The organism is Actinoplanes sp. URMC 104 (assembly GCF_051386375.1).
Classification (GTDB): Bacteria; Actinomycetota; Actinomycetes; order Mycobacteriales; family Micromonosporaceae; genus Actinoplanes.
In genome coordinates this window covers 882,271-905,586 of the sequence record NZ_JBPQTO010000002.1, presented here as the reverse complement: position 1 = coordinate 905,586, position 23,316 = coordinate 882,271, and the positions used below count along the sequence as shown (strand labels likewise).

Annotated in this window: 22 protein-coding genes; 16 read left to right on the top strand and 6 right to left on the bottom strand. The window is 72.8% G+C overall.

The window, feature by feature from the left end; all coding sequences use genetic code 11:
• The 3 genes from ACSNN8_RS05080 to ACSNN8_RS05070 all read left to right on the top strand — a co-directional run bounded on the left by ACSNN8_RS05080 (position 1) and on the right by ACSNN8_RS05070 (position 4,689).
• Entirely contained in the window at positions 1-1,152 is a 1,152-nt protein-coding gene (locus ACSNN8_RS05080; RefSeq protein ID WP_436647225.1) for an exonuclease SbcCD subunit D, read from the top strand.
• Between the two features lie 70 nt (positions 1,153-1,222).
• Positions 1,223-3,718: an AAA family ATPase gene (locus tag ACSNN8_RS05075; protein WP_436647224.1), complete on the top strand. Its 2,496-nt coding sequence runs from the start codon at positions 1,223-1,225 to the stop codon at positions 3,716-3,718.
• A complete protein-coding gene (locus ACSNN8_RS05070) occupies positions 3,715-4,689 on the top strand; it encodes a hypothetical protein (protein WP_436647223.1) in 975 nt (324 codons plus the stop codon). Before ACSNN8_RS05075 ends, ACSNN8_RS05070 begins: the two co-directional genes overlap by 4 nt.
• Here ACSNN8_RS05070 and ACSNN8_RS05065 read toward each other — a convergent pair.
• Entirely contained in the window at positions 4,681-5,241 is a 561-nt protein-coding gene (locus ACSNN8_RS05065) for a TetR/AcrR family transcriptional regulator (protein WP_436647222.1), read from the bottom strand. The two genes, ACSNN8_RS05070 and ACSNN8_RS05065, sit on opposite strands and share 9 nt — an antisense overlap.
• A 42-nt stretch (positions 5,242-5,283) precedes the next feature.
• On the opposite strand from ACSNN8_RS05065, the gene ACSNN8_RS05060 reads away from it, so the two are divergent.
• The 7 genes from ACSNN8_RS05060 to ACSNN8_RS05030 all read left to right on the top strand — a co-directional run bounded on the left by ACSNN8_RS05060 (position 5,284) and on the right by ACSNN8_RS05030 (position 14,051).
• Positions 5,284-6,090: a class I SAM-dependent methyltransferase gene (locus ACSNN8_RS05060; protein ID WP_436647221.1), complete on the top strand. Its 807-nt coding sequence runs from the start codon at positions 5,284-5,286 to the stop codon at positions 6,088-6,090.
• 2,103 nt (positions 6,091-8,193) lie between these two features.
• Positions 8,194-8,877, top strand: a complete 684-nt coding sequence (locus ACSNN8_RS05055; RefSeq protein WP_436647220.1) for a sigma-70 family RNA polymerase sigma factor — start codon at positions 8,194-8,196, stop codon at positions 8,875-8,877.
• Positions 8,874-9,656 carry an anti-sigma factor family protein gene (locus tag ACSNN8_RS05050; RefSeq protein ID WP_436647219.1) on the top strand — a complete coding sequence of 261 codons (783 nt, stop codon included), beginning with the start codon at positions 8,874-8,876 and terminating at the stop codon, positions 9,654-9,656. Before ACSNN8_RS05055 ends, ACSNN8_RS05050 begins: the two co-directional genes overlap by 4 nt.
• A 223-nt stretch (positions 9,657-9,879) precedes the next feature.
• Positions 9,880-10,587, top strand: coding sequence for a COG4315 family predicted lipoprotein (locus ACSNN8_RS05045; RefSeq protein WP_436647218.1), 708 nt, complete (start codon positions 9,880-9,882; stop codon positions 10,585-10,587).
• A gap of 130 nt (positions 10,588-10,717) precedes the next feature.
• On the top strand, positions 10,718-11,434 hold the full coding sequence (locus ACSNN8_RS05040; protein ID WP_436647217.1) for a DUF4142 domain-containing protein: 717 nt from the start codon (positions 10,718-10,720) through the stop codon (positions 11,432-11,434).
• Positions 11,435-11,477: 43 nt separating this feature from the next.
• On the top strand, positions 11,478-12,776 hold the full coding sequence (locus ACSNN8_RS05035) for a Pecanex-like protein 1 (protein ID WP_436647216.1): 1,299 nt from the start codon (positions 11,478-11,480) through the stop codon (positions 12,774-12,776).
• A 372-nt stretch (positions 12,777-13,148) separates the two neighbouring features.
• Positions 13,149-14,051: a DNA-3-methyladenine glycosylase family protein gene (locus tag ACSNN8_RS05030; RefSeq protein WP_436647215.1), complete on the top strand. Its 903-nt coding sequence runs from the start codon at positions 13,149-13,151 to the stop codon at positions 14,049-14,051.
• Between the two features lie 5 nt (positions 14,052-14,056).
• On the opposite strand, the gene ACSNN8_RS05025 is transcribed toward ACSNN8_RS05030, so the two are convergent.
• Positions 14,057-14,947, bottom strand: coding sequence for a LysR family transcriptional regulator (locus ACSNN8_RS05025; RefSeq protein WP_436647214.1), 891 nt, complete (start codon positions 14,945-14,947; stop codon positions 14,057-14,059).
• Positions 14,948-15,017: 70 nt separating this feature from the next.
• Here ACSNN8_RS05025 and ACSNN8_RS05020 point away from each other — a divergent pair, with 70 nt between their 5' ends.
• A complete protein-coding gene (locus tag ACSNN8_RS05020; RefSeq protein ID WP_436647213.1) occupies positions 15,018-15,848 on the top strand; it encodes an oxidoreductase in 831 nt (276 codons plus the stop codon).
• Here the strand turns inward: ACSNN8_RS05020 and ACSNN8_RS05015 are convergent.
• Positions 15,802-16,602, bottom strand: a complete 801-nt coding sequence (locus ACSNN8_RS05015) for a TrmH family RNA methyltransferase (protein WP_436647212.1) — start codon at positions 16,600-16,602, stop codon at positions 15,802-15,804. The two genes, ACSNN8_RS05020 and ACSNN8_RS05015, sit on opposite strands and share 47 nt — an antisense overlap.
• A gap of 63 nt (positions 16,603-16,665) precedes the next feature.
• Here ACSNN8_RS05015 and ACSNN8_RS05010 point away from each other — a divergent pair, with 63 nt between their 5' ends.
• Complete coding sequence (locus tag ACSNN8_RS05010; protein ID WP_436647211.1) at positions 16,666-17,421, top strand: ROK family protein; 756 nt, start codon at positions 16,666-16,668, stop codon at positions 17,419-17,421.
• Between the two features lies 1 nt (position 17,422).
• Complete coding sequence (locus tag ACSNN8_RS05005; RefSeq protein ID WP_436647210.1) at positions 17,423-18,145, top strand: HAD family hydrolase; 723 nt, start codon at positions 17,423-17,425, stop codon at positions 18,143-18,145.
• Here the strand turns inward: ACSNN8_RS05005 and ACSNN8_RS05000 are convergent.
• Together ACSNN8_RS05000 and ACSNN8_RS04995 are read right to left on the bottom strand one after the other, a co-directional pair.
• Positions 18,142-19,362, bottom strand: a complete 1,221-nt coding sequence (locus ACSNN8_RS05000) for a hypothetical protein (protein WP_436647209.1) — start codon at positions 19,360-19,362, stop codon at positions 18,142-18,144. The genes ACSNN8_RS05005 and ACSNN8_RS05000 overlap by 4 nt on opposite strands.
• Complete coding sequence (locus ACSNN8_RS04995; RefSeq protein WP_436647208.1) at positions 19,359-20,453, bottom strand: helix-turn-helix domain-containing protein; 1,095 nt, start codon at positions 20,451-20,453, stop codon at positions 19,359-19,361. The genes ACSNN8_RS05000 and ACSNN8_RS04995 overlap by 4 nt, the downstream gene beginning before the upstream one ends.
• 393 nt (positions 20,454-20,846) lie before the next feature.
• Here ACSNN8_RS04995 and ACSNN8_RS04990 point away from each other — a divergent pair, with 393 nt between their 5' ends.
• The 3 genes from ACSNN8_RS04990 (at position 20,847) to galE (ending at position 22,678) form a co-directional block, all read left to right on the top strand.
• Positions 20,847-21,089 (top strand): hypothetical protein, encoded by a 243-nt coding sequence (locus ACSNN8_RS04990; RefSeq protein ID WP_436647207.1) that lies wholly within the window; start codon positions 20,847-20,849, stop codon positions 21,087-21,089.
• 116 nt (positions 21,090-21,205) lie between these two features.
• Positions 21,206-21,691 (top strand): GNAT family N-acetyltransferase, encoded by a 486-nt coding sequence (locus ACSNN8_RS04985; RefSeq protein WP_436647206.1) that lies wholly within the window; start codon positions 21,206-21,208, stop codon positions 21,689-21,691.
• Between the two features lie 9 nt (positions 21,692-21,700).
• On the top strand, positions 21,701-22,678 hold the full coding sequence (gene galE, locus ACSNN8_RS04980; protein WP_436647205.1) for a UDP-glucose 4-epimerase GalE: 978 nt from the start codon (positions 21,701-21,703) through the stop codon (positions 22,676-22,678).
• On the opposite strand, the gene ACSNN8_RS04975 is transcribed toward galE, so the two are convergent.
• Positions 22,668-23,303, bottom strand: a complete 636-nt coding sequence (locus ACSNN8_RS04975) for a class I SAM-dependent methyltransferase (protein WP_436647204.1) — start codon at positions 23,301-23,303, stop codon at positions 22,668-22,670. The two genes, galE and ACSNN8_RS04975, sit on opposite strands and share 11 nt — an antisense overlap.
• Positions 23,304-23,316: the final 13 nt, after the last annotated feature.

The window sequence follows — 23,316 nt, the reverse complement described above, 5'->3', positions numbered from 1 at the left end:
ATGCGCATCCTGCACACGTCCGACTGGCACGTCGGCAAGGTCCTCAAGGGACGCAACCGGCACGAGGAGCACATCCGCGTGCTGGCCCAGGTGGTCGAGACCGCCCGGGCCGAGCGGCCCGACCTGGTGGTCATCGCCGGCGATCTCTACGACACGGCGGCGCCCACGGCCGACGCGACGCGCGTGGTCACCCGGGCGCTCTCCGCGCTGCGGCAGACCGGCGCCCAGGTGGTGGCGATCGGCGGCAACCACGACAACGGCCCCGCGCTCGACGCGCTGCGCCCGTGGGCCGAGGCGGCCGGCATCGTGCTGCGCGGCGCCGTCCGGGAGAAGGCGGACGAGCTGCTGATCACCGGCGAGACCGCGGGCGGCGAACGCTGGCAGCTGGTGACCCTGCCGTTCCTGTCGCAGCGCTACGCGATCCGCGCGGCCGAGATGTACGAGCTGACCGCCGCCGAGGCCAACCAGACGTACGCCGACCACATCGCCCGCCTGATCGCGAAGCTCAGCGAGGGCTTCGACCAGCCCGGCGTGATCAACCTGCTGACCGCGCACCTGACGATCGTCGGGGCGTCGGCCGGCGGCGGCGAGCGCGAGGCGCACACCGTCATGGGCTACGCGGTGCCGGCCACGGTCTTCCCACGCAACGCGCACTACGTGGCGCTCGGCCACCTGCACCGCGCCCAGCAGGTGATCTCGCCCTGCCCGACCCGGTACAGCGGCAGCCCGCTGGCCGTCGACTTCGGCGAGGAGGAGAACGTGCCGTCGGTCGCGATCGTCGACGTGGCCGCCGACAAGGCCGCCCGCGTGCGCGACGTGCCGATCAGCTCGGCGCTCGCGCTGCGGACCGTCCGGGGAACGCTCGAACAGCTCGCCAAGGTGAACCTTCCGGAGGCCTGGCTGCGTGTCCTCGTACGCGAGAAGCCACGGGTCGGCCTCCGCGAGGACGTGCAGGAGCTGCTGCCCAACGCCCTCGAGGTGCGCATCGACCCCGAGATGATGCCCGACCGGGTGGGGGAGCGGATGGCACAGCGGGCCGGTCGGTCGCCACGGGAACTCTTCGGCGACTACCTGGACAGTCGCGGCAACGCCGAGGACGGCGTCCGCGAGCTCTTCGACGAGCTGTACGACGAGGTGAGCACCCACTCATGAGCGAGCGTAGCGAGCCCAGCAAGCTCAGTGGCCAGGTCTCTGGTTCGGTGGAGCGAAGCGGAGCCGGATCATGAGGCCCATTCGCCTGGACATGGCCGGGTTCACGGTGTTCCGCGACGAGACCACCGTCGACTTCACCGACGCCGACTACTTCGCCTTCGTCGGGCCCACCGGCTCCGGCAAGTCGACGGTGCTCGACGCGATCACGTTCGCCCTCTACGGCACCGTTCCGCGCTGGGGCGGCACCCGCGGCATCGGCAACGCGCTCGCCCCGTCGGCGACCGAGGCCCGGGTGCGGCTGGTCTTCGAGTCGGCCGGCGACCGCTACGTGGCGACCCGCGTCGTGCGGCGTGACGGCCGCGGCAACGTCAAGACGGCGGGCGCCGGGCTGCAGCTGATGCCTGCCGGCTTCGACGTCAGCAAGCTCGACACCGGCATGGACCTCGACGACCTCGGCGAGGTGCTGGCCGGCACCCCCGCCGAGATGGACCAGGCCGTGCAGGACGCGGTCGGCCTGCCGTTCGAGCAGTTCACCAGCTGCGTCGTGCTGCCGCAGGGCCAGTTCGCCGACTTCCTGCACGCCAAGCCCGCCACCCGGCAGCAGATCCTGGTCAACCTGCTCGGCCTGCACGTCTACGAGGAGGTGCAGACCCGCGCCACCGGCCGCGGCCAGACCGCCGAGGGCAAGCTCGCGGTGGTCGACCAGAGCCTCGCCGGGCTCGCCGACGCCACCGACGAGGCGGTCGAGGCGGCCGAGCAGCACGTGGGCCGGATGCGCGAGCTGACCGCCGCGGTCGAGCAGGCCGTACCCGGGCTGCGGGCCAAGCGCGCCGCCGAGGTCGACGCCGCCGCGGCCCGCGACGCGCTCGACGCCGAGGTGCGGCTGCTCGCCTCGGTGCGTACGCCCGCGGGAAGCGTCGAGACCGCGGGCGTGACCGCGGCAGCCCGGGCGAAGGCCGCCGAGACCGCCGACGAGGTGCGCGCCGCCGAGGAGAAGGAGGAGAAGGTCCGCGGCGAGCTCGCGGCCGCCGGCGACGCCGGTTCGCTCAACCTGATGCTCGACCGGCACGCCGAGCTCGAGCGGCTGGTCGGGCAGGCCGACTGGTTCGCCGGCGAGCTGTCCGTGGCCGAGGTCGAGCACAAGGACGCCGCGGCCGCCGCCGAGCTCGCGCACAGCGCCCACCTCGGCGCCGCCCAGCTGCTCGAACAGGCCCGGCTCGACTACACCGAGGCCCAGCGCATCGACCGGGCCGCCGCCCTGCGCGCGCACCTGGCCGCGGGCGACAGTTGCCCGGTGTGCGAGCAGACCGTGACCGTGGTGCCCGCGATGCCCGAGGGCTCGGCGGTGCGCGCCGCCGAGGCCACCGGCAAGGCCGCCCGCGCGGCCGCCGAGGTGGCCGAGAGCGCCTGGCAGCAGCGCGACGCCGTGGCCCGCAAGCTCGAGAGCAACCTCGAGCGCAAGCGCGCCCAGCACGAGCACCACCTGTCCCGGCTGGCCGAGGCCCGCGCCGCCGTGGCCGACTCGCCGGGCGTCGAGGCGCTGCGCCGCCGGCTCGCCGAGATCGACAAGCTGCAGAAACAGCTCGACCGGGCGGCGGCGGACATGCGCGCGGCCCGCTCCGCCAACCGGCAGGCGCAGGCCGCGGTGATCGCCGCCGAGGAGCGGCAGCGCTCCGCGTGGCGCGAGTTCGACGCCGTACGCGACCAGGTCGCCCGCTTCTCGCCGCCGCCCGCCGACCGCGACGACCTGGCCGGCGCGTGGACCGTGCTGGTCGAGTGGGCCGCCGACCGCGCCGCCGAGCGCGCGACCGCCCGGTCCTCGGCCGAGCAGGCGGTCGCCGCCGCCCACGCGGCGACGGTCGCGGCGCTCGCCGAGATCGTGGCGCTGTTCACCGCGGCCGGGGTCGCCGTGCCGGCCTCGTCCGGCTCCGACGAGGCGCACCTGATCCGGGCCGCCGCGGTCGCCGCCGAGCGGGCCGAGGCCGCGTGGCGCCGGCTCGCCGACCGCCGCGAGCAGGCGCGCGAGCTCACCGAGCAGCGGATGACCCTGCAGCGCGAGGCGCGGGTGGCCAAGGCGCTCGCCGGGCACCTGCGCGCCAACAACTTCGAGCGGTGGCTGCTCGAGGAGGCGCTCGACATGCTCGTCGACGGCGCGTCGCGGATCCTGCGCGAGCTCACCGGCGGGCAGTACGACCTGATCCACGACAAGGGCGAGTTCTTCGTGATCGACCACCACGACGCCGGGCTGCGGCGCGGGGTGCGCACGCTGTCGGGCGGCGAGACGTTCCAGGCCTCGCTGGCGCTGGCGCTCGCGCTCTCCGAGCAGCTCGCCGGCATGTCGACCACGGCGGCCAGCCTCGAGTCGATCGTGCTCGACGAGGGCTTCGGCACGCTCGACGCGGCGACGCTCGACGTGGTGGCCGCGACGCTGGAAAATCTGGCCGCGCGCGGGGATCGCATGGTGGGCGTGGTCACCCACGTCAACGCGCTGGCCGAGCGGGTGCCGGTGCGGTTCGAGGTGCACAAGGACGCGCGGTCGGCGCATGTCACGAGGGTGGGCTTTTGACCAGGACGTTCGTGGACGCGTGGGATCCCTCGTACGGGTCGTCGTTCGAGGGTGGTTCCGCGGGCGACGGGCCGGCCTCGCCGAGCAGCGCGCAGGTCGACACCGACGTCGAGGTGCCCGCCGCAGCGTGGGAGCCGATCGACGTGTCCTCGGCGGTGCGCTGCCCCGACGTGGTGTTCCTGGTCGACGGCGTGCGACGCAACGACGCGGGGCTGTGGACGGCCGAGGAGGACGGGACCTCGTACGCGGGGCTCGCCGCCTCGTACGCCGCCGGGGTGGTCCGCTGCGACCTCGCCCGCGGGGTGGCCGAGCTGGTGGGCGCGCGGGTGGCCCGCGGGCTGTTCACCGCGAGCCCGTCGCTGGAGGACGTGCAGGCCGGGTCGGTGCGCTACGCGGTGCACCGCATCCAGGGCCCGGGCGAGGCGAGCCGGCTGCCCGCCGCGGTGCAGGGGCCGCTGACCGCGCTGGAGATCGACATCTCGTCGGAGGCGCGCGAGCTGGGCTCGTCGTTCGAGGGCGACCTGCTGGTGGTCGACGGGCCGTTGCGCGCCCGGCGGCAGCTGCCGCGCACGCTCGGGTTCGTCAAGACGCAGAAGAGCCTCTACCTGCCGGCCTCGCTCAACGCGGTGGTGACCCGGTTGCGGCCGGGCCAGCGGACGCCGGTCTTCCACCTCGGCACCCAGTGGGGCGGCTGGTCCTGGTACCTGCGCCTGCCCGGCGGTTCCGGGGCGCCCTGGTCGGGGATCGTGCGGGTGGAGTGCTCGCCCGAGCTGAGCCCCGAGATGGCGATCGAGCTGGCCGCGGTCTCCCAGGCGACGCTGCCGCGGTTCGCCTCGTCGGCCTACAAGGACCCGCGGGCGCCGCAGAACCTGGTGCCGATCGCCGGTCTGGAGCGCCGCCTGCGCGGGATGCTCGGCGACGCCCGGGTGCTGCACCGCGCCCTGGTGCTGGCCACCGCCGGCTCACGCTAGCGAGGCGACCAGCTCCCGTACGGCGCCGGGGTCGTACGCCCGGCCGTCCGCGACCATCAGGTGAGCGGCGCCCACCACGCCGAGCGCGAGCACGCCGGGGTCGGCGTCCGCGCGCACGCGGCCCCGGTCGCGCTCCGCGCGGAGATAGCCGGCGAGCACGGCGGTGACCTCGGCGAGCATCGGTACGCCGGCGCCGTTGCGCAGCCGGGCCCGCAGCTCGTCGCGGGCCAGGATCAGCGTGACCAGGCCCAGCCCGACCCGGTCGAAGACGCCGGACAGCACGTCGGCGACGTTCTCGGCGACGACGCCCGTGCCCGCCGTCTCGCACATCGTCGCGCCCCACGCCTCGATCCCCGCGGTGCGCCGCCGCACCAGCTCGGCCAGGAAGTCGTCGAAGTCCGCGAAGTGCCGGTGCAGCACGCCCTTGGCGCAGCCCGCCTCGGCGGTCACCGCGCGGCTGGTCAGCGCGGTGGGCCCGTCCCGCACGAGCACGCGCTGGGCCGCGTCGAACAACTGCTGGCGTACGTCGCGCAGCGCCACCCCGGTCGGCACTCGACCAGCCTCGCACATCGCCCGCTCGTTTAGAGTGGGCGCATGCCCACTCCCCAGTCCGAGCCCTTCCGGCAGCGGCAGGCGGCGGAGTCGTTCGGCGCCGACGCGGAACGCTACGACCGCTCCCGTCCCCGCTATCCCGCCGCCCTGATCGACCGGGTCGTCGCCCGCAGCCCCGGCCACGACGTGCTCGACGTCGGCATCGGCACCGGCATCGGGGCGCGGCAGCTCCGCGCCGCCGGTTGCCGCGTGCTCGGCGTCGAGCCCGACCCGCGGATGGCGACCTTCGCCCGCGCCGGCGGCTTCGAGGTCGACGTGTCGACGTTCGAGGCCTGGGATCCGGCCGGCCGCACGTTCGACGCGGTCGTCGCCGGCCAGACCTGGCACTGGGTCGACCTCGACGCCGGCGCCGCCAAGGCCGCGGCCGTGCTGCGCCCCGGCGGCCTGCTCGCGCTCTTCTGGAACGCCGGCCAGCCCTCCGCGCCGGCCGCCGCCGCGTTCGCCGAGGTCTACGAGCGGCTGATGCCCGGCAGCGTGGCCGCGAAGCTCTACCGCACCCCGGCCTCCGCGGCGTCGGTCTACCTGGGCGGCTTCGACAAGGTGGAGGAGGCGCTGCGCGCCACCGGCGCCTTCGCCGCCGGCGGGGAGCGGTGGAGCTTCGAGTGGGAGCAGGTCTACACGGCCGCGGAGTGGATCGACCAGGTGCTCACTCTCGGAACCAACACGAGCCTGCCGCCCGAGCAGTCGGCCGCCCTGGTGTCCGCAATGGCCGACGCCGTCGACGCGCTGGGCGGAAGCTTCACGATGCACTTCACGACAGTCGCCACGACGGCGCTCCGGCGGGCTTGAGGGTCTCGCTCTGCGTTGTGCTGCGGCGATGGGGCGCTCACTCTGCGCCGGGCCCGGTGGTTGGGCGGCTCCCATTGCGTCGCGCTGCGCGATTGGACGGCTCGCTCTGCGCCGTGCCTCAGCAATCGGGCGGCTCCGATTGCGTCGCGCCGCGACTGGACGGCTCGTCCTGCGCCGTGCCTCGGCAAATGGGCGGCTCTGCGTTGCGCCACGGCAATTGGATGACTCCTCTGCGCCGCATCCTGCAGCATGGGAGCCGCATCGACTCGCTTTGCGCCGCTCGGCGCCCGGAGGCTGCACGCCGCGTCCTGACGATGCGCTCCGACGGTTCGCCCTCGCGCAGCGTCCGGTTCAAGGGAGCCCGCGCTCGAAGGCAGTATGCCGCGCCTGGGAGCGATCGAGCCGCTCGGCCGGCTCGCCCGGCATGAGGGGAGCCGCCTCGGCGCGGATGGCACTTCTGTGCCCGCGCTTCCGAGCGCGGTGGTCGCTTCGCTGGCTCTCTTTGCGCATCGCCCGGCATGAAAGGCGGTCGGAAGGGAGGTGCCCAGCAAGAGGCAGTCGGAGAGGGAGGCGCGTGTAGAGGAAGGTGCTCGGTTGGGGCCGTTGGAGGGGGCGCGTGGCCGGGTTGGTGGGGAAGGGCCCTCGGGCGAGGGCGGTCGGCAATGGTGGTGATTGGCCGAGGTGATCGGCAGCGGTAGCGGCTGGTCGTGGGGCGTTGGAGAGGGTGGCGTTCGGCTGGGGGTGGTTGGCGGCGGTGGCGCTCGGGCGCGGGCGGTCAGCGATGGTGGCGTTTGGCCGGGAATGACGGCAACTGATCGCCCTCGGCCGGTGTGATCGGCAGCGGTAGCGCTTGGTCGTGGGGCGTTGGAGAGGGTGGCGTTCGGCTGGGGGTGGTTGGCGGCGGTGGCGCTCGGGCGCGGGCGGTCAGCGATGGTGGCGTTTGGCCGGGAATGACGGCAACTGATCGCCCTCGGCCGGTGTGATCGGCAGCGGTAGCGCTTGGTCGTGGGGCGTTGGAGAGGGCGACGCTCGGTGGGGGTGGTTGGCGGCGGTGGCGCTCGGGCGCGGGCGGTCAGCGATGGTGGCGTTTGGCCGGGAATGACGGCAACTGATCGCCCTCGGCCGGTGTGATCGGCAGCGGTAGCGCTTGATCGTGGGGCGTTGGAGAGGGCGACGCTCGGTCGGGGCGGTCAGCCACGGCGGCGTTTGGACGGCGGTGGGCGGCGGCAGTCGTGCTCGGCGACGGCGACGGCGGTCGGGCTCAGCGACGGTGGCGGCAACGGTGGGGCTCGGCGACGGTGGCGGCGACGGTGGGCTCGGCGACGGTGGCGGCGACGGTGGGGCTCGGCGTTGGTGGCGGCAACGGTGGTGTTCGGCGGCGGGTGGCGTTTGGACGGCGGTGCGGCAACGGTCGTGTTCGGCGGCGGGTGGCGTTTGGACGGCGGTGCGGCAACGGTCGTGCTCGGCGGCGGGTGTCGTTTGGGCGGGGACGGTGGCAACGGTCGCTTGGGCGGGAGCGGTCGGCGGGACGGGACGCCCGGCAGGGAGGCGGCGCCGCGCGGTGGTGGGAAGGGGGCGGCGGCGGGCCGCGGGACGGGGGAGCAGGAGGGCAGGAGTGGCGCAAGGGAGCGTCTGCGACGGGAGGGTCGGGCTGTCGGGCGCGAGGCGGCAGATGAGACAGATCGGCTTTAGGGGTACGGATGCGACAGGGATCACGTGATCGGGCCGGATGGCGGCCACACGTCCTCCGATCGGGCAGGACGTAAGCTGGGCGAAAGGTTGGGAGCGCTCCCACCGTCCGTGATCGGAACGCTACGGAAGGGCTTGCCTACTCAGCGGTAGGGCCGCACCGCCAGTGCGTCGGCCCTGCTCAGATCGCCGTTTCATGGGACCCGCGTGGCTGAGTATTATTCGGCTGCCCTGGCAGTCATATCGGTGCAGATCGATGAAATCCCATCGGCCGGCGCCGTGCCTCGTGACCCCCCACACGAGACCGGAGGATCGTTTGAGACCGCTCCCGGAAATTTTCCCGTCCGCGTTGATCCCGAGGGCTGTCCCCAGCCGTATCTCAGGCGACGGGGAAAGCTCCGGGCGGAGGTATCGATGCATGCGGTGGCCGAACATCGGCTGGCGCCGGGCGGGGTGCGCCTGATGACACAGCAGCGTTCCGGTGGACGGTGGCAGTCACTCGACGGAGGCCGTGGTGCTGACGATGGTGGTTCGGTGATCCCCCGGCAGGCGCCGCGGCACGAGGCCGCGACGGCGGGTGGCTCGAGTCACGAGGACACGCTGGTCCGGATGCTCTACGAGGAGCACGCCGGGCCCCTGCTGATGTTCGTGCTGCGGCTGACCGGCGGTGACCGGCAGCGCGCCGAGGACATCGTGCAGGAGACGCTGCTGCGGGCCTGGCGCAACGCGCACCGGCTCGGCGCGCAGGGTCAGCAGTCGCTGCGCCCGTGGCTGGTGACCGTCGCGCGGCGGATCGCGATCGACGACCACCGCAGCGCGAGCGCCCGGCCGGCCGAGACGTACGACCGCGAGCTGGAGAGCTTCCCCAGCCAGGCCGACGACACCGACCGGGTGCTCCAGTCGATGACGGTCTCCGACGCGCTGCGCGAGCTCAGCCAGTCGCACCGCGAGATCCTCATCGAGACCTACTTCCGGGGCCGCACGGTGCCGGAAGCGGCGGAAAAGCTCAACCTTCCGTTGGGCACCGCCAAGTCACGGGTGTATTACGCTCTGCGTGCGCTGCGGACGGCGTTGCAGCAGCGGGGGGTGACCGAATGACCCAGGAAGACCACTTCGACGTCGCGTCGTACGCCTTGGGGGTGCTCGACGAGCACGACGCCGCGCGTTTCGAGGACCACCTCATCGAGTGCCCGAGGTGCGCGTACGAGCTCGAGTCGTTCGTCGAGGTCGCCGACCTGCTCGCCGACGTCGACGCGGCCGGCGTGATCGCCGCCGAGGAGACCCGGCGCGACGGCTTCATGCTGCAGAAGGTGATCGGCGAGGTCAGCCACGAGCGGCAGCGGGCGAACAGCCGGCGGCTCTACTCGCTGGCCGCCGCCGTGGTCATCTTCGCGATGCTCTCGATCGGCGCGTTCTTCGTCGGCGGCCAGGTGTTCGGCGGCGGCAACGACGACCCGGCGACCACCAACACGGCGCAGCGCGACAGCACGCAGATCGACCCGCTGCCCAACACGGCCGACGGCCCGGGCATCGGCGGTCCCGACCTGGCGGGCAAGCGGTTCACCGGCTCCGACCCGCGCACGGGCGTCACGGCCTCGGCCGGCCTGGAGGCCAAGGACTGGGGGACGCAGATCTCGTTCGCCATCTCCAACATCCAGGGCCCCAAGGTCTGCCGGCTGGTCGCCGTGCACACCGACGGCACCTCCGAGCCGCTCGTCTCGTGGAAGGTGGGCGCCAAGGGCTGGGGCACGGCCGACAACCCGGAGCCGCTGCTGCTGCAGGCGATCACCGCCACCCCGCGGGACGAGATCGCGCACGTGCAGGTGCAGGAGGTCACCGCGAACGGCGGGGGCGAGACCCTGGTGCGCATCCTTTAAGAACGCACTCCGTAACCGACCTAGCACGGAAATGGGATCCCGGCCGAACGGCCGGGATCCTTTCTTTTGTCTTAGCCGCGCAGGTCCGGCGGCGCCGGGCCAAAAACTCGGAAATTGATGGGAACTTTCTTCAACCGCCGCGACCCTGCCCTCGTACTACAGCCCGGAAACGCCAGACGGAGAAACAAAGCCTGGAGGGCACGTGGTACCGCAGAAGCGAAAGTTGACAGTCGTCGGCGCAGCCATCGCCGCGGCGTTCGCACTGCAAGGTTGTGCCCCGACCGGGTACAACGCGGCCGACTACGGCAACGCCGCCGAGCCCGCCGCGGAGAACGTCGCCGCCACGGCCGGCGCCACCGCGGACCCGGCCGCCACGGCCGACCCCGTCGCCGAGGCCGACCCGAACGCGACCGAGGGCCCCGGCGACCCCAACGCCGCCCCCGAGCTCAGCGCCGAGGAGTCGACCGACTCGCTGACCGGCACCAAGGTGGCCCGCATGGGCAAGGTCGTCGTCAACGACGAGGGCTTCGTGCTCTACCGCTTCGACAAGGACGGCAACAACCCGGCCAAGTCGAACTGCGTCGGCGACTGCGCCGAGACCTGGCCGCCGGCGCTGACCGACGACGGCAAGCCGACCCTCAAGGGCGTCGACTCCAAGCTCGTCGGCACGGTCGCCCGCGCGGACGGCACCAAGCAGCTCACGCTCAAGGGCTGGCCGCTCTACACCTACGTCGGCGACAAGAAGCCCGGCGCCTGGAAGGGCCAGAACGTCAACGGCACCTGGTTCGTCATCCAGCCCGACGGCGCCAAGAACCTGACCTGCCTGCCCAAGGTGTCCAAGCCGGTCGCCCCGCCGAAGGACGATTCCGCCGGCGATTCCGGGGCCGGTTCCGGTGGCGACAGCGACGCCGGCAGCGACTACAGCTACTGACCGAACCCGCTCGCCGAGTTTTCGATAGACCGCTGATTCCGGAGGTTGAGAGAAAGTGCTTACCGCTCGCTTTTCGCGCCGTTCGACGCGTTGGTTGGTGGGCATTTCCGCGGCCGTTCTGACTTTCCTGATGGCGCCCGTCAGCCCGGTCCGGGCAGCTCCCGGCGGCGACGGCATCCCGGTGCCGGCCTCGACGGGGCTGAGCAACAAGGGTGTCGGCGCGGTGAGCGACGCCGACAAGGACTTCGTCATCAAGGTGCGGCTCGCGGGCCTCTGGGAGATCCCGGCCGGCAACATGGCCCAGGAGAAGTCGAACGACCCGCGGGTCGTGCAGATCGGCAAGTCGATCGCGGCGCAGCACGTGCTCCTCGACAAGCTCGACCGGGCGGCGGCCAAGAAGCTCAACATCGACCTGCCCAACCAGCCGAACGGCGACCAGCAGTTCTGGCTCCAGGAGATGCGGGACGCGAACTCGACGACGTTCGACCAGATCTTCATCGACCGTCTCCGCGCCGCCCACGGCAAGATCTTCCCGGCGATCGCGACGATCCGGGCCAGCACGCGCAACGACACGGTCCGCAAGCTGGCCCAGGAGGCCAACCAGTTCGTCATGACGCACATGACGCTGCTGGAGTCGAGCAACATCGTCGACTACGCGGCGCTTCCCACCGCTCCCGCCCCGGCGGCCCCCGGCAGCGGACCGGTGCCGGTGGACGGGCAGATGCTCGCCGCGGCCAGCACCAGCGGCGGCATCCCGGGCGTCAGCACCACCGTGGTCCTGCTCGTCCTCGCCGCCGCGCTCGTGGCCGGCGTCATCACGTCCATGCGCATCTTCCGGGCCCGGTAGCCCCAGCCGAGCCCTCATCGCGTAAGAGAAAGGTGTCACCCCCATGCGAAGGTCCAAGTACCGGCGCGCATCCAGGAGCAACAACTGGTTCAGTGGCAAGCGTCGCATCGTCGCGGTGGCTGCCACGCTGGTGGCCTTCGGCGGCATCGTGACCGTCACCCAGGTCTCCAACGCGAGCACCGACCGGACGCAGCGCAAGGCGCTGGCCGCGTGTGACAACATCCAGGCCCCCCAGCGCTCGAAGCTGTCGACCGAGACGCGCCGGGGCGCCTACACCACCAACGGTGGGCAGGTCACCCAGCACCCGGACGACGGCGCCGGCGAGACCGTGTCGACCCAGACGCTGCGCACGCGCTGCCGCAACTGGGTGATGAACAACGTCGGCAACAACGACGACGACAACCAGACCCCGCCGACCGAGGCCGCGACCACCGCCCCGGCCGCCGACCCGAGCGCGGGTGGCGGCGAGCAGGCCGGTGGCGGCGAGCAGGCCGGTGGCGGCGAGCAGGCCGGTGGCGGCGAGCAGGCCGGCGGTGACCAGGGCCAGGGCAACGGCGGCGAGCAGGGCAACGGCGGTGAGCAGGCCGGCGGCGACCAGGGTCAGGGCAACGGTGGCGAGCAGGCCGGCGGTGACCAGGGTCAGGGCAACGGCGGTGAGCAGGCCGGTGGCGACCAGGGTCAGGGCAACGGTGGCGAGCAGGCCGGCGGCGACCAGGGTCAGGGCAACGAGGACAACGGCCAGGGTGGCGACAACGGCCAGGGCGAGCAGACCACCCCGCCCCCCGGCGCCGGCCTCGGCGTGCTGACCAACAGCTGCGACACCAGCAACCTGACCCCGCACAACGGCTTCCAGGAGGGCAGCCGCTGTGTCTCGACCGAGTTCGGTGAGGTCGGCGAGGCCAACGCCAACCCGAGCCTGCTGATCACCCGCGCGCCGCGCCAGGTCGGCGTGAACCAGGCGTTCACCCTGACCATCAGCACGCGCAACCTGATCCGTGACCGCTTCCTCGCGGCCGGCAAGGGCGGCTACTACGTGGAGAGCTCGGTCCTGGCCAACGGCCTGGTCCGCGGTCACTTCCACACCGCCTGCCGCATGCTGGCGAACACCAACGAGGCCCCGGCGCCCGACCCGGTTCCCGCGTTCTTCGTGGCGACCGAGGACAGCAAGGGTGGCGCGACCCCCGACTCGGTGGACATCCAGGTCCCGGGTCTGCCGCAGGCGGGCACCGCGCAGTGCGCCTCGTGGGCCGGTGACGGCTCGCACCGCATCCCGATGATGGTCCGGGCCAACCAGACCCCGGCCTTCGACGTCGTCCGCATCCAGGTGGGCCGTCGTCGCTGATCCAGGAGCCACGCCGCGCGTCCCGGAGGCGAACCGGACGGGACGGGGTCACCGACATGGCCCCGCCCCCGACGGGCCCCCCATCGGCTCCGGGGGTCGTCCTTCCCCCTGACGGACGACGGACGCGGCAGCTCCCTGGCGAACCGGACCGACTCGGGTGTCCGGTCGCCTCTCCGATGGCCCTGACCGGGAGCGCGGTCAGGGCCATCGGCCTGCGCACCGGCCGGGATCGGCGGAGCGGCGAGGTGGGCCTCGGCCTGCGCACCGGCCGGGATCGGCGGAGCGGCGAGGCGGGCGATGGGCCTGCGCGCCGGCCGGGGATCGGCGCAGCGGGAGGTGGGCAATCGGCCCGCGGGATGGCAGAGTGACCCGGTGAGCTCCACCCGCAGGCTGCAGACGCCCGAGCGCTACCACTTCGGCGCCTCCATCCGCTCCCTGCTGGTTCCCCAGCACGACCCTTGCGGCCGCTTCACCGGTGACGAGCTGTGGCTGGCGGTCCGCACCCCCGAGGGCCCGGCCACGCTGCATCTCCACCGCGACCGCACCGGGATGACCGCGACGGGCCACGGCCCCGGCGCCGCCTGGATCGTCGACCGCGCCGACGCCGTCGCCGGGCTCCGCGACGACCTGAGCTCGTTCGCCGAGCTGGCCGCGGCCCATCCGCTCGTCGCCCGGCTGGCCAAGACCTTCGCGGGCGTACGGATGCCCAGCACCGGCCTCGTCTTCCGCAGCGTGCTGCGCGCCGTGCTGGAGCAGAAGGTCACCGGCAAGGAGGCCCACCGGGCGTACCGGATGATCTGCAACCGCCTCAGTGAGCCCGCGCCCGGTCCCGTCGAGCTGATGCTGCCACCCGACCCCGACGTGATCGCGGCGACGCCGTACTGGGTCTTCCACCCGTTCGGCATGGAGCAGCGCCGCACCCAGGCCCTGCAGCGCGCCGCCCTGGTCGCCGCCCGGCTGGAGGGCTGCACCGACTCGGCGGACGCCACCCGCCGCCTCACCTCGCTGCCCGGCATCGGCCCGTGGACCGCCGCCGAGGTCGTGCGCGTCGCGTTCGGCGACCCCGACGCCGTGAGCGTCGGCGACTTCCACATCCCCAACACGGTCGCGTGGGCGCTGGCCGGCGAGGTGCGCGGCACCGACGAGCGCATGCTGGAGCTGCTCGAGCCGTTCCGCGGTCACCGGGGCCGGGTCTGCGACCTGTTCGCCCACGGCCGCATCGGCGCGCCCAAGTTCGGCCCGCGCATGACGATCCGGTCGTTCGCCAAATTCTGAGCGCGTCAGCCCCAGCTGGTCAGGTCGACGGTGCGCGCCAGCTCGCCGGCCAGCTCGAGCAGGTCGCCGAGCAGCGGGTTCTCCCGGCCGGGCAGCCACGCCACCACGGTCTCGGCCACCTCGCCCTCGAGCGGCACGAAGACGACCCCACCGCGGCGGATGCTGCGCGCGGACCGGGCCAGCCACGTGACGCCGACGCCCGCGGCGACGAGGCCCAGCAGGTTCGGAACGCCGGCGGCGCGCTGAACGACCCGGGGCGTGAACCCGGCGGCTGCGAAGTCACGGTCGTACTTCTCGTGCCACGGCGGCCACGAGTCGCGCGGGGTGAGCACCCAGCTCTCGTCCGCCAGCTCGGCGAGCCGCACGGACGCGCGGCCGGCCAGCGGGTGCTCCTCGGCCACGGCGATGCAGACGGGCTCGGTGACCAGCACCCGGGTGGCCAGGTCGGGAACCTGCGGGGGACGGGTGAACGCGGCGTCGTACCGGCCCTCGCGCAGCCCGGCGACCAGCTCCGCGATCGCGACGTCGTGCGTGGTCAGCCTCGCGTCGGGGAACCGCTCGCGCACGGCCCGCACCACGGGCGGGAGCATGTAGTTGGCGGTCGACTCCAGAAACGCCAGATCGAGCGTGCCCGCCACCCGGCGTACGGCCGAGATCGCCGTCTCCAGCCGGGCCAGCACGTCCCTGGCGAGCGGCAGGAAGGCCGAACCGGCGGGGGTGAGCCGGGTACCGCGGCTGTCGCGGTCGAAGAGCCGCACGCCGACCAGCCTTTCCAGGGCCGCGATCTGCTGCGACAGCGACTGCTGCGCGAGGTGCAGCCGTTGCGCGGCGCGGCCGAAGCTCTCCTGCTCGGCGACCGCGACGAAGTAGCGCAGATGGCGCAGCTCGACAGCCACAGGTGTGGACTGTAGCCGGGCCAGGAAGTCGATGTTGGACCGCTGTCACCCGTACGGTCAGGGTGGACGCATGAAGAACTGGCTCATCACCGGCTGCTCCGCGGGCTTCGGACGCGCGATCGTCGAGGCGGCCCTCGCCGCGGGCGACCGGGTCGTCGCCACCGCTCGCCGCCCCGAGACGCTCGAGGGTCTGGGCGCCACCCGTACGGCCGCTCTCGACGTCACCGACGATCGGCAGGTCGACCGGGTGGTCGCCGACGCCGTCCGCGACCTCGGCCGCCTCGACGTGGTGGTGAACAACGCCGGGCACGGCAGCGTCGGCGCGGTCGAGGAGTTCACGCTCGCGGAGCTGCGCGCGATCATGGACGTGATGTTCTTCGGCGCGGTGGCCGTCACGAAGGCGGCTCTGCCCCACCTGCGCGAGCAGGGCAGCGGCACGATCGTGCAGATCAGCTCGATGGGCGGCCAGGTCACGATGCCCGGCTTCGGCGCGTACTGCGCGGCGAAGTTCGCGCTCGAGGGCATGTCCGAGGCGCTGGCGGCCGAGGTCGAGCCCTTCGGCGTACGGGTCCTGATCGTCGAGCCGGGCGCGTTCCGCACCGAGTTCGGCGGCGCCCGCATGCACCGGTCGCGCACGATCGACGCGTACGCGGTCTCGACCTCCGCCACCCGCGCCGCGACCGACTCGATGGACGGCACCCAGCCCGGCGACCCCGCCAAGGCGGCCGCCGCGATCGTACGGGCGGTCAACAGCCCGGACGCGCCGCTGCACCTGGCGCTGGGCGACGACGCGGTCGACGCGATCGCCGCGGCGCAGGCGCGACGGGCCGCCGACCTGCACGCGTGGGAACAGATCAGCCGCGGGACCGCTGGCGACTGGTCTCGTACAGCACGACCGTAGCCGCGGTCGCCGCGTTCAGCGAGCTGGCCGCGCCCGTGATCGGGATGCGGACCAGCGCGTCGGCCGCGTCCCGCCACGCCGCGCTGAGCCCGTGCGTCTCGTTGCCGACCAGCAGCGCGGTCGGCCCGGTCAGGTCGTGGTCGGCGACGTCCACCGCGCCGTGCTCGTCGGTGCCCACCAGCTGCACGCCCGTCCGGGCCGCCCACTCGACCACCGGTGCGGGGCCGTCGGCCTGGATCACGGGCAGCGCGAAGATCGAGCCCGTGCTGGCCCGCACCGACTTCGGGTCGTACGGGTCGGCGGCGTGCCCGCTGACCACGACGGCGGCGGCGCCGAACGCGTCGGCCGAGCGGATCAGCGTGCCGATGTTGCCGGGCGCCGCGGGGCGGTCGAACACCACGACCAGCAGGTGCGGGTCGCCCGTGCCGGGCAGCTCCGGCGGGTCGGGCAGCCCGACCACGGCGATCAGCTCGGCGGACTCCTTGCCGGCCAGCTCGGCGACCAGCGCGGCGTCCATCGCCACCGGGCGCGCGCCCGTGCGTTCCAGCACCGAGCGCGCCCAGCTCGACAGCGCCTGGCGGTCGGGATAGATCAGGTCGCGGATCTCCCAGCCGTGGTCGACGGCGAGCGAGATGGGGCGCACGCCGTGGACCAGGAACTCGCCCGCGCGGTGCCTTTTCGTCCGGTTCGTCAGCAACGCCTGCCATTGCTGGAAGCTCGCATTGCGGGTGCTCACCCGGACGGCCCTCGACACCGCAGCGACGATACCGGGTCACAATGGCTGTGCGAGGAGGTGTACTCCATGCACACTGGCGGCGTGGCTTTCACCCTGACGATCGACTGTGGCGGCGGCGGCATCAAGGGTTCCGTTCTCGACGAGGCGGGGACGATGCGGGCACAGCCGTTGCGCGTGCCCACCCCGTACCCGCTGCCCCCGGAGCTGTTCGTCAAGACCCTGGTGCAGCTGGGCGAGCGGTTGCCCGCGCACGACCGGGTCACCGTGGGGATGCCCGGCATGCTGCGGCACGGCGTCGTGGTCGCCACCCCGCACTACATCACCCGCAGCGGCCCGCGCACCAAGATCGACCCCGAGCTCCAGGACGCCTGGTTCGGCTTCGACGCCCGCACCGCGCTCGAGGACGCGTTCGGCCGGCCCACGCTGGTGCTCAACGACGCCGAGGTGCACGGCGCCGGGGTGGTCGCGGGCACGGGCTGCGAGCTGGTGCTGACCCTGGGGACCGGGCTGGGCTGCGCGTTGTTCGACGGCGGCGCGCTGGCCCCGCACCTCGAGATGTCCCAGGCCCCGGTGCGGTGGGGGATGTCGTACGACACCTACATCGGCGAGCACGAGCGGCGCCGGCTGGGCGACGCGCTCTGGAGCCGCCGGGTGCGCAACGTCGTCGAGGGCCTGCGGCCGGTGTTCCTGTGGGACCGGCTCTACCTGGGCGGCGGCAACTCGCGGCTGATCACGCCGGCCCAGCTCGCGCGCATGGGCGACGACGTGGTGGTGGTGCCCAACACCGCCGGCATCGTCGGGGGTGTGCGCGCGTGGACGCTGGGGGCGACCCGCTGACATGAGTCCCGCCGCGATCCTGTTCGACTTCGGGGGCGTGCTGGCCGACGCGCCCGCGCAGCGCACCGCGCCGCCCGGCCTGGTGCTGCGCATCTTCAACCTCACCCGGGGCGTGCTGACGCCCGGGGAGATCCAGCGCTCGCTCACCGAGGGCGCGGTCGCCTACGCCGCGTGGCGCGACGAGGACTGGCCCGACGAGCTGAGCCAGGCCGAGGTGTGGGAGCGGTTCTTCCTGCCCGGGTGGCCGCCTGCCGCGCAGGTGCCGGTGCGCGGGTCGGTGCGCAAGCTGAGCTACGACTGGGCCTGGCGCGACAACTGGGCGCTGCGGCCGGGCATCGTCGAGGCGCTGCAGGCGGCGGCCGAGGCCGGCATCCGGGTGGCCGTGGTCTCCAATACGCTGTCCGGCGCGGCCCACCGCGACTTCCTCGACAAGACCGGCATCGGCGAGATGTTCGACGCCCAGATCTACAGCGACGAGGTCGGCGTCCGCAAACCCAACCCGCAGATGATCTGGTACGCCACCGACGAGCTCGGCGTGCGGCCCGACCGCTGCTGGTTCGTCGGCGACACCCCGCGCCGCGACATCGTCTGCGGCCGCCGCGCCGGGGTGGCCCGCACCATCCTCATGCCGTCGCCCCGCACCCGCCTCGAGCCGTCGGGCCCCGCCCCCGACGACGTCGTCGAGGACGGCTTCGGCTTGCGGACGCTGCTCGAAAGGAGCTAGACCACGCCGTCACCGGCTTGCGACGCGACGTCGGCGAGGCCCAGCTCCTTCAGCGCCTTGTCGGGGTCGCGGGGGCAGCGCGGCAGGCCGGCCAGGAACCGGCCCCACCTGGTCAGGTCGTGGCGCCAGGCCTCCACGAACGAGGCGCACAGCCACGGGTTGATGGCGGCACTCCGCCCCCGCGCGGCCCGCAGCGAGGCCTTGATCGGCTCGCGCAATTGCTCGTCCTTCACCTCGGCGTCGACCAGGTCGAGCACGTGGTCGAGCAGGCGCCGGCGGCGGAACAGGAAGTCGCCCCAGAAGCCGGCATCGCCGGACTCGAGCTCCAGGCCGAGGTCGAGCAGCCAGAACAGGCCCTCGGCCAGGGTGTCGCCGAACTCCTCGCCGACGGCCCGGCCGATGGTGGCGAACGGATCGTAGGACCGTTGCACCATCGTGCCGGAGACGGCGGCCCGGAACGGCACCCCGTCGCCGAGCAGGAAGAACCAGTCCTCGTTGTAGAGGTTCGGGAAGAACGACCGCGTCCGCCCGGGGTCGACGATCATCGCGCCGCCCCCGATGAAGCTGCGCTGGTCCGCGCCGATCGCGCGGTAGGCATGGCAGACGACGGAGTTGTCGTGATACCCGTGGTTCGCCAGGCCGACGGCGCGATACTCGCCGCTGTCGAGGTGCCGGGCGGCGCCCCGCAGCTCGTCGGCCTTCACCCCCGTGATGTCGTCGTCGAGGAACAGCACGCGCTGCCACCCCATCATCCGGCCGAGCAACAGCCCGAGGTTGCGCTTGAGGCTGAGGTCGCTGCCGTGCACGAAGCCGTTGCGGGCCAGCACCTCGTCGCTGCGGAACCGGGGCATCTCCGGCCGCGCCTCGTGCAGATCGACGGCCAGGACCGAGACCCCGAAGTCGTCGCCGAGCTCCACGGCATGGCGGCGCTGGGCCGGTCCGCTGCACAGCGTCACGACCGGGCAGTTCGCGCTGCGGGCGACGCTCAGCGAGTCGCGCAGCGCGTGGTGCGGCCGGAACGTGGGCACCACGATCGCGTCGAGGCTCCGCTGCATCCCGGACCCGGGCGTGTCGGACCCGGGCACGGGAAGCGGCTCCAAGGTCGAGAGCAGATGCGTGTGGTCTCCGTGGTGCAGGTCCGGAACGTCGATGGCATGGTCGACGGCGTGGTCGACAGCGGCCCGGCCGCGGCTCGTGCGGCCCTGGGCACGCGTCATTCGCTTCGCTCCGACCACGTGTGCAGAACCGTGTGGGGGTTGTTCCAGTCGGGGGTGACCACTCTCCGCTCGTCGGGGACGGCCACCCGGAACAGGACGCTGTACGAGTCGTGCTCGCCGAACTCCCGCTCGATGAAGTCCGCGTTCTTGTCGCGGAACTCCTTGTCCGTCAGCGTACGGACAGCTCCCAGCACCCCGCGGCCGAACATCCCGTTGCACAGGGTGACAGTGCGCTCGACGTTGTAGGGGTTCGGTCCGCGGAAGAAATGACCGACGTCCTCCACCAGCACCCGCCGCCCGTCGATCTCCTCGATCAACGGGGCGTAGGCCTTCGAGGCGTCCTCGGTCACCCGGAAACACCCGCGGTACATCGGGTCGTTCTCCGAGATCTGGGTGACGGGCGCCTCGCTGCGGCGCATCACGTCCCGTGACATCGCGTTCCAGTCCACGCCCCCGAGAACGACGAGATGCCCCGTCAGGTCGTCGCTGGTGAGCTCCCGAACATTGCGGAACTCGACGCGCAGGTCCGGGTTGACCGCCCGGATGTGACCGTACAGCTCGAGAAGCGCATCGATGTCGGTGAGCCGGGACAGCGCCGAGTGGTCCGGGTCCGCCGGGTCCGCGTGCGGCAGCACGTCGAGCTCGCGCTGCGGGCGTTGCGGGCACACGATGACGATGGCCTTCTCCGGGTCGCCGTCGGCGAAGTGCCACGGTCCCCGGCCCACCAGCGTGTCGCCGGAGCTCACGCCGGGCGCGGGGGCCTCACCGGCGGCGGCGTCCCGCAGCCGGGCCAGGTGCCGGCTGAGGTGGTCGCGTCGTTCCGTCTCGGCGGGCGAGAGGTCGGACTGCGGGAGAAGCCGGTGGGGCTTCGACGCGATCGAGCCGGGTGTGCAGAAGAACAGCGCGTACTCGTCGAGGCGCTCGGCCGGGGGCGTGGCCGTCGCGTTCTCCCACGACGAGATCAGCGCGATGCTGCAGTCCAGCGCCGCGGCGAGGTTGCTTTGCGTGATCTTCCGTCCGAGGCCGCGGAGTCGCAGGTCCTTGAGCGCGGAGGCCAGCTCGGTGGCCGGATCTTCAGTTGGCTGCGCCATCGGCCCTCCTAACTTCAGCTCCGGCCTGAAAGTTATACCGCTCAGCGCCGGACGAGTCGAGGGTATTCACCTGTCACATCGCGCTCACGGCGTGCGATGTTCACCCTCTGCACGAGAAGACACCGTGCAAATTCAAGCGATTGCTGGAGTCAGGCTGGAAGTCTAGCCTTATCTCCAGCTACCAAAGTCGGTGAGCTGAAATTTCAGCTGAAAAGACTGGCGGGAGGTGCCATGACGCACCGATCCTTCATCCGCGCTCCGACCGGCACGGCAGTCGTGCAGCACATCCGACTCGAGCAACGCCGGGCACGCAAAAGCCAAGCACCTCCGGTGGCCGCCGAAGGTGCTTGCGAAGTGGTGGTGATTCAGGGCTAGCTGAAAGGCATCCACTCCATGACTACCGTAGACGCTTTCTCGTCGACGCACCTCGCCGCCCTGGCGGCAACCGGCTCCGACAACGGCCGGGTTCTCATCATCCTGGTGGCCATCGGCATCCTCCTGCTCACCGCGCGCTCGATGATGCGCGCGGTGGTCCCGGTGGTCGAGGTTCTCAAGGCCGCGCTCGCGGCGATGACCAGCTTCGTGCTGATCGCCGCGGCGGTCGTCGTCCTGTTTCTCGCCGTCCTTCCCCGGTGACCGGCCGGTGCGCGGCTGCTCCGCTCGGATCGACAGCCGCGTACCGGACAGGGAGTATCGGTCCGGGATGGTCACCCGCAAGGGGACCGGGGGAGGGCGGGCATTCCGTGAGCGGTGTGCGGATAACGGAGGCGAGCGAGCGGGAGGTCGAGGCGTTCGTCTGGAACGCCGAGGACAGGCAGTTCTTCCTCGATCGTCTGCGCCGCCGCGGACCGAAGGGCGGGCAGGTCTTCCTGGCCATCGAGGACGGGCGTGCGGTCGGCTACGTGTACTTGCGGCTGCAGACCGCGGAGGAGTTCAAGCTGCGGCTGTTCCTGACCCGCGCGCCGCTGCTGGAGAGGCTCCGCGTCCGGGAGGGCCGACGGCTCAACGGGATCGGGCGGCTGCTGGTGGCCATGGCGGAGGCGACCGCGTGGGAGCGCCGGCGCCGGCGGATCGCGCTGGGCGTCGTGGAGACCCGGCCCGAGCCGATCCCGTTCTACGAGCGGCTCGGCTATGCGGAATGGCGGTTCGGAACCATCAGGACGCACGGGTACGGCCGTCCGAGCGCGATCGAGCGATGCCGCGTGTTCGTCAAGAAACTGACGCCACCGACTGCGTAGGTTACGTCGGTGACCTGGATCGTGACCGGCGGCGCCGGCTACATCGGCGCGCACGTGGTGCACCGGCTGTGCGCCGGGCGCCGCGACGTGGTGGTCTTCGATGACCTGTCCACGGGTCGCGCCGACCGGCTGCCCGCCGGCGTCGAGGTGGTCCGGGGCTCGATCACCGACGCCGGCGACCTGCGCCGGCTGTTCGCAGGCCGCCGGGTCGACGGCGTCATCCACCTAGCGGCGCTCAAGTCGGTCGCCGAGTCGATCGCGCAGCCCCGGCGGTACGAGGAGGTCAACGTCGACGGGCTCCGGCGGCTGCTCGACGCCATGGGCGCCGCCCGCGTGACCCGGCTGGTCTTCAGTTCCTCGGCCGCGGTGTACGGCCATCCGGAAGGGGCCGTCGTCGACGAGCTGTCGCCGGTGGAGCCGCTCAGCCCGTACGGCCGCACCAAGCTGGCGGGCGAGCGCCTGATCGCGACGTACCCGATGCGCTCGGTCGGGCTCCGGCAGTTCAACGTCATCGGCGCGGGCGGCCATCGCCACGCCGCCGACCGGGGAGGCACCAACCTGCTGCCGGCCGTGTTCCGCGCGCTGCGGCCCGGCGGCCCGGCTGTCCGGGTGCTCGGCAGCGGCTACGACACCGCCGACGGCACGGCAGTCCGCGACTACGTGCACGTCGAGGACGTCGCGGAGATCTATGGCGCGGCCGTCGAGCACCTGCTGACCCGCGACGGCGAGCGGCACCTGGTCGTCAACGTGGGCACCGGCGAGGGACGCACCGTGTTCGAGGTGCTGCGGGCGGCCGCCGACGCCGCCCACACCCCGGTGCCCTACCGGATGGCGCCGCCGCGCGACGGCGACGTGCCGGCGGTGGTCGCGGCGACCGGGCTGGCCGCCCGCCGCCTGCAGTGGAAGGCCGAGCGGGGCCTCGGCGAGGCGGTGCGCTCGGCGTGGGCGGCATGGGCAGCCGCGGAGACCGCTCCGGTCACTGGTTGACGAGCTGCCAGACCCTCGTACGGCGGCTCGGGACGCTCTCCAGCGAGACCGGCACGGGAATGTCGTACGCGGCCCGTTCGACCAGCCCCGAGTCGGGCAGGTAGGCGCGGCCCGGGTCGCCGACCAGCACCAGGCCGCCACGGGCGGCGGCCCTGCGCAGGAAGGGCAGGACGCGGGCGGCCATCTCGCGGCTGTAGAAGACGTCGCCGGCCAGGATCACGCCGTACGGGTCGTCGGTGTCCAGGATGTCGGCCTCCAGCAGGGTGACGGCGACACCGTTGGCGGCGGCGTTGGCCGAGGCGGCGGCCAGCGAGTACGGGTCGATGTCGTTGGCGGTCACCGGGGAGGCGCCGGCGCGGGCGGCGGCCACGGCGACCAGGCCGGAGCCCGTGGCGAGGTCGAGGACGGAGCGGCCGGCCACCAGCTCGGGGTGGTCGAGCACGTGCCGGGCGAGCGCCTGGCCGCCCGCCCACGCGAAGGCCCAGAACGGCGGGGGCTGCTCGCCGCCGTCCTGCTCGGTCTTCTCCCACAGCGCGATCGGCTCGTCCGCCTGGTGGAGGGTGACCTCGGGGACGAAGGGGACCGGCGCGAGGCGCGTGTTGCCGCGAACGAATTCCAGGAGCACCAGACGATTGTGC

Bases quoted from the DNA above. Each gene is read 5' to 3' on its own strand.
- ACSNN8_RS05080 (WP_436647225.1), top strand. From the start codon at position 1: ATGCGCATCCTGCACACGTCCGACTGGCACGTCGGCAAGGTCCTCAAG.
- ACSNN8_RS05075 (WP_436647224.1), top strand. From the start codon at position 1,223: ATGAGGCCCATTCGCCTGGACATGGCCGGGTTCACGGTGTTCCGCGAC.
- ACSNN8_RS05060 (WP_436647221.1), top strand. From the start codon at position 5,284: ATGCCCACTCCCCAGTCCGAGCCCTTCCGGCAGCGGCAGGCGGCGGAG.
- ACSNN8_RS05055 (WP_436647220.1), top strand. From the start codon at position 8,194: ATGCATGCGGTGGCCGAACATCGGCTGGCGCCGGGCGGGGTGCGCCTG.
- ACSNN8_RS05050 (WP_436647219.1), top strand. From the start codon at position 8,874: ATGACCCAGGAAGACCACTTCGACGTCGCGTCGTACGCCTTGGGGGTG.
- ACSNN8_RS05040 (WP_436647217.1), top strand. From the start codon at position 10,718: ATGGCGCCCGTCAGCCCGGTCCGGGCAGCTCCCGGCGGCGACGGCATC.
- ACSNN8_RS05035 (WP_436647216.1), top strand. From the start codon at position 11,478: ATGCGAAGGTCCAAGTACCGGCGCGCATCCAGGAGCAACAACTGGTTC.
- ACSNN8_RS05020 (WP_436647213.1), top strand. From the start codon at position 15,018: ATGAAGAACTGGCTCATCACCGGCTGCTCCGCGGGCTTCGGACGCGCG.
- ACSNN8_RS05005 (WP_436647210.1), top strand. From the start codon at position 17,423: ATGAGTCCCGCCGCGATCCTGTTCGACTTCGGGGGCGTGCTGGCCGAC.
- ACSNN8_RS05000 (WP_436647209.1), bottom strand. From the start codon at position 19,362: ATGACGCGTGCCCAGGGCCGCACGAGCCGCGGCCGGGCCGCTGTCGAC.
- ACSNN8_RS04995 (WP_436647208.1), bottom strand. From the start codon at position 20,453: ATGGCGCAGCCAACTGAAGATCCGGCCACCGAGCTGGCCTCCGCGCTC.
- ACSNN8_RS04990 (WP_436647207.1), top strand. From the start codon at position 20,847: ATGACTACCGTAGACGCTTTCTCGTCGACGCACCTCGCCGCCCTGGCG.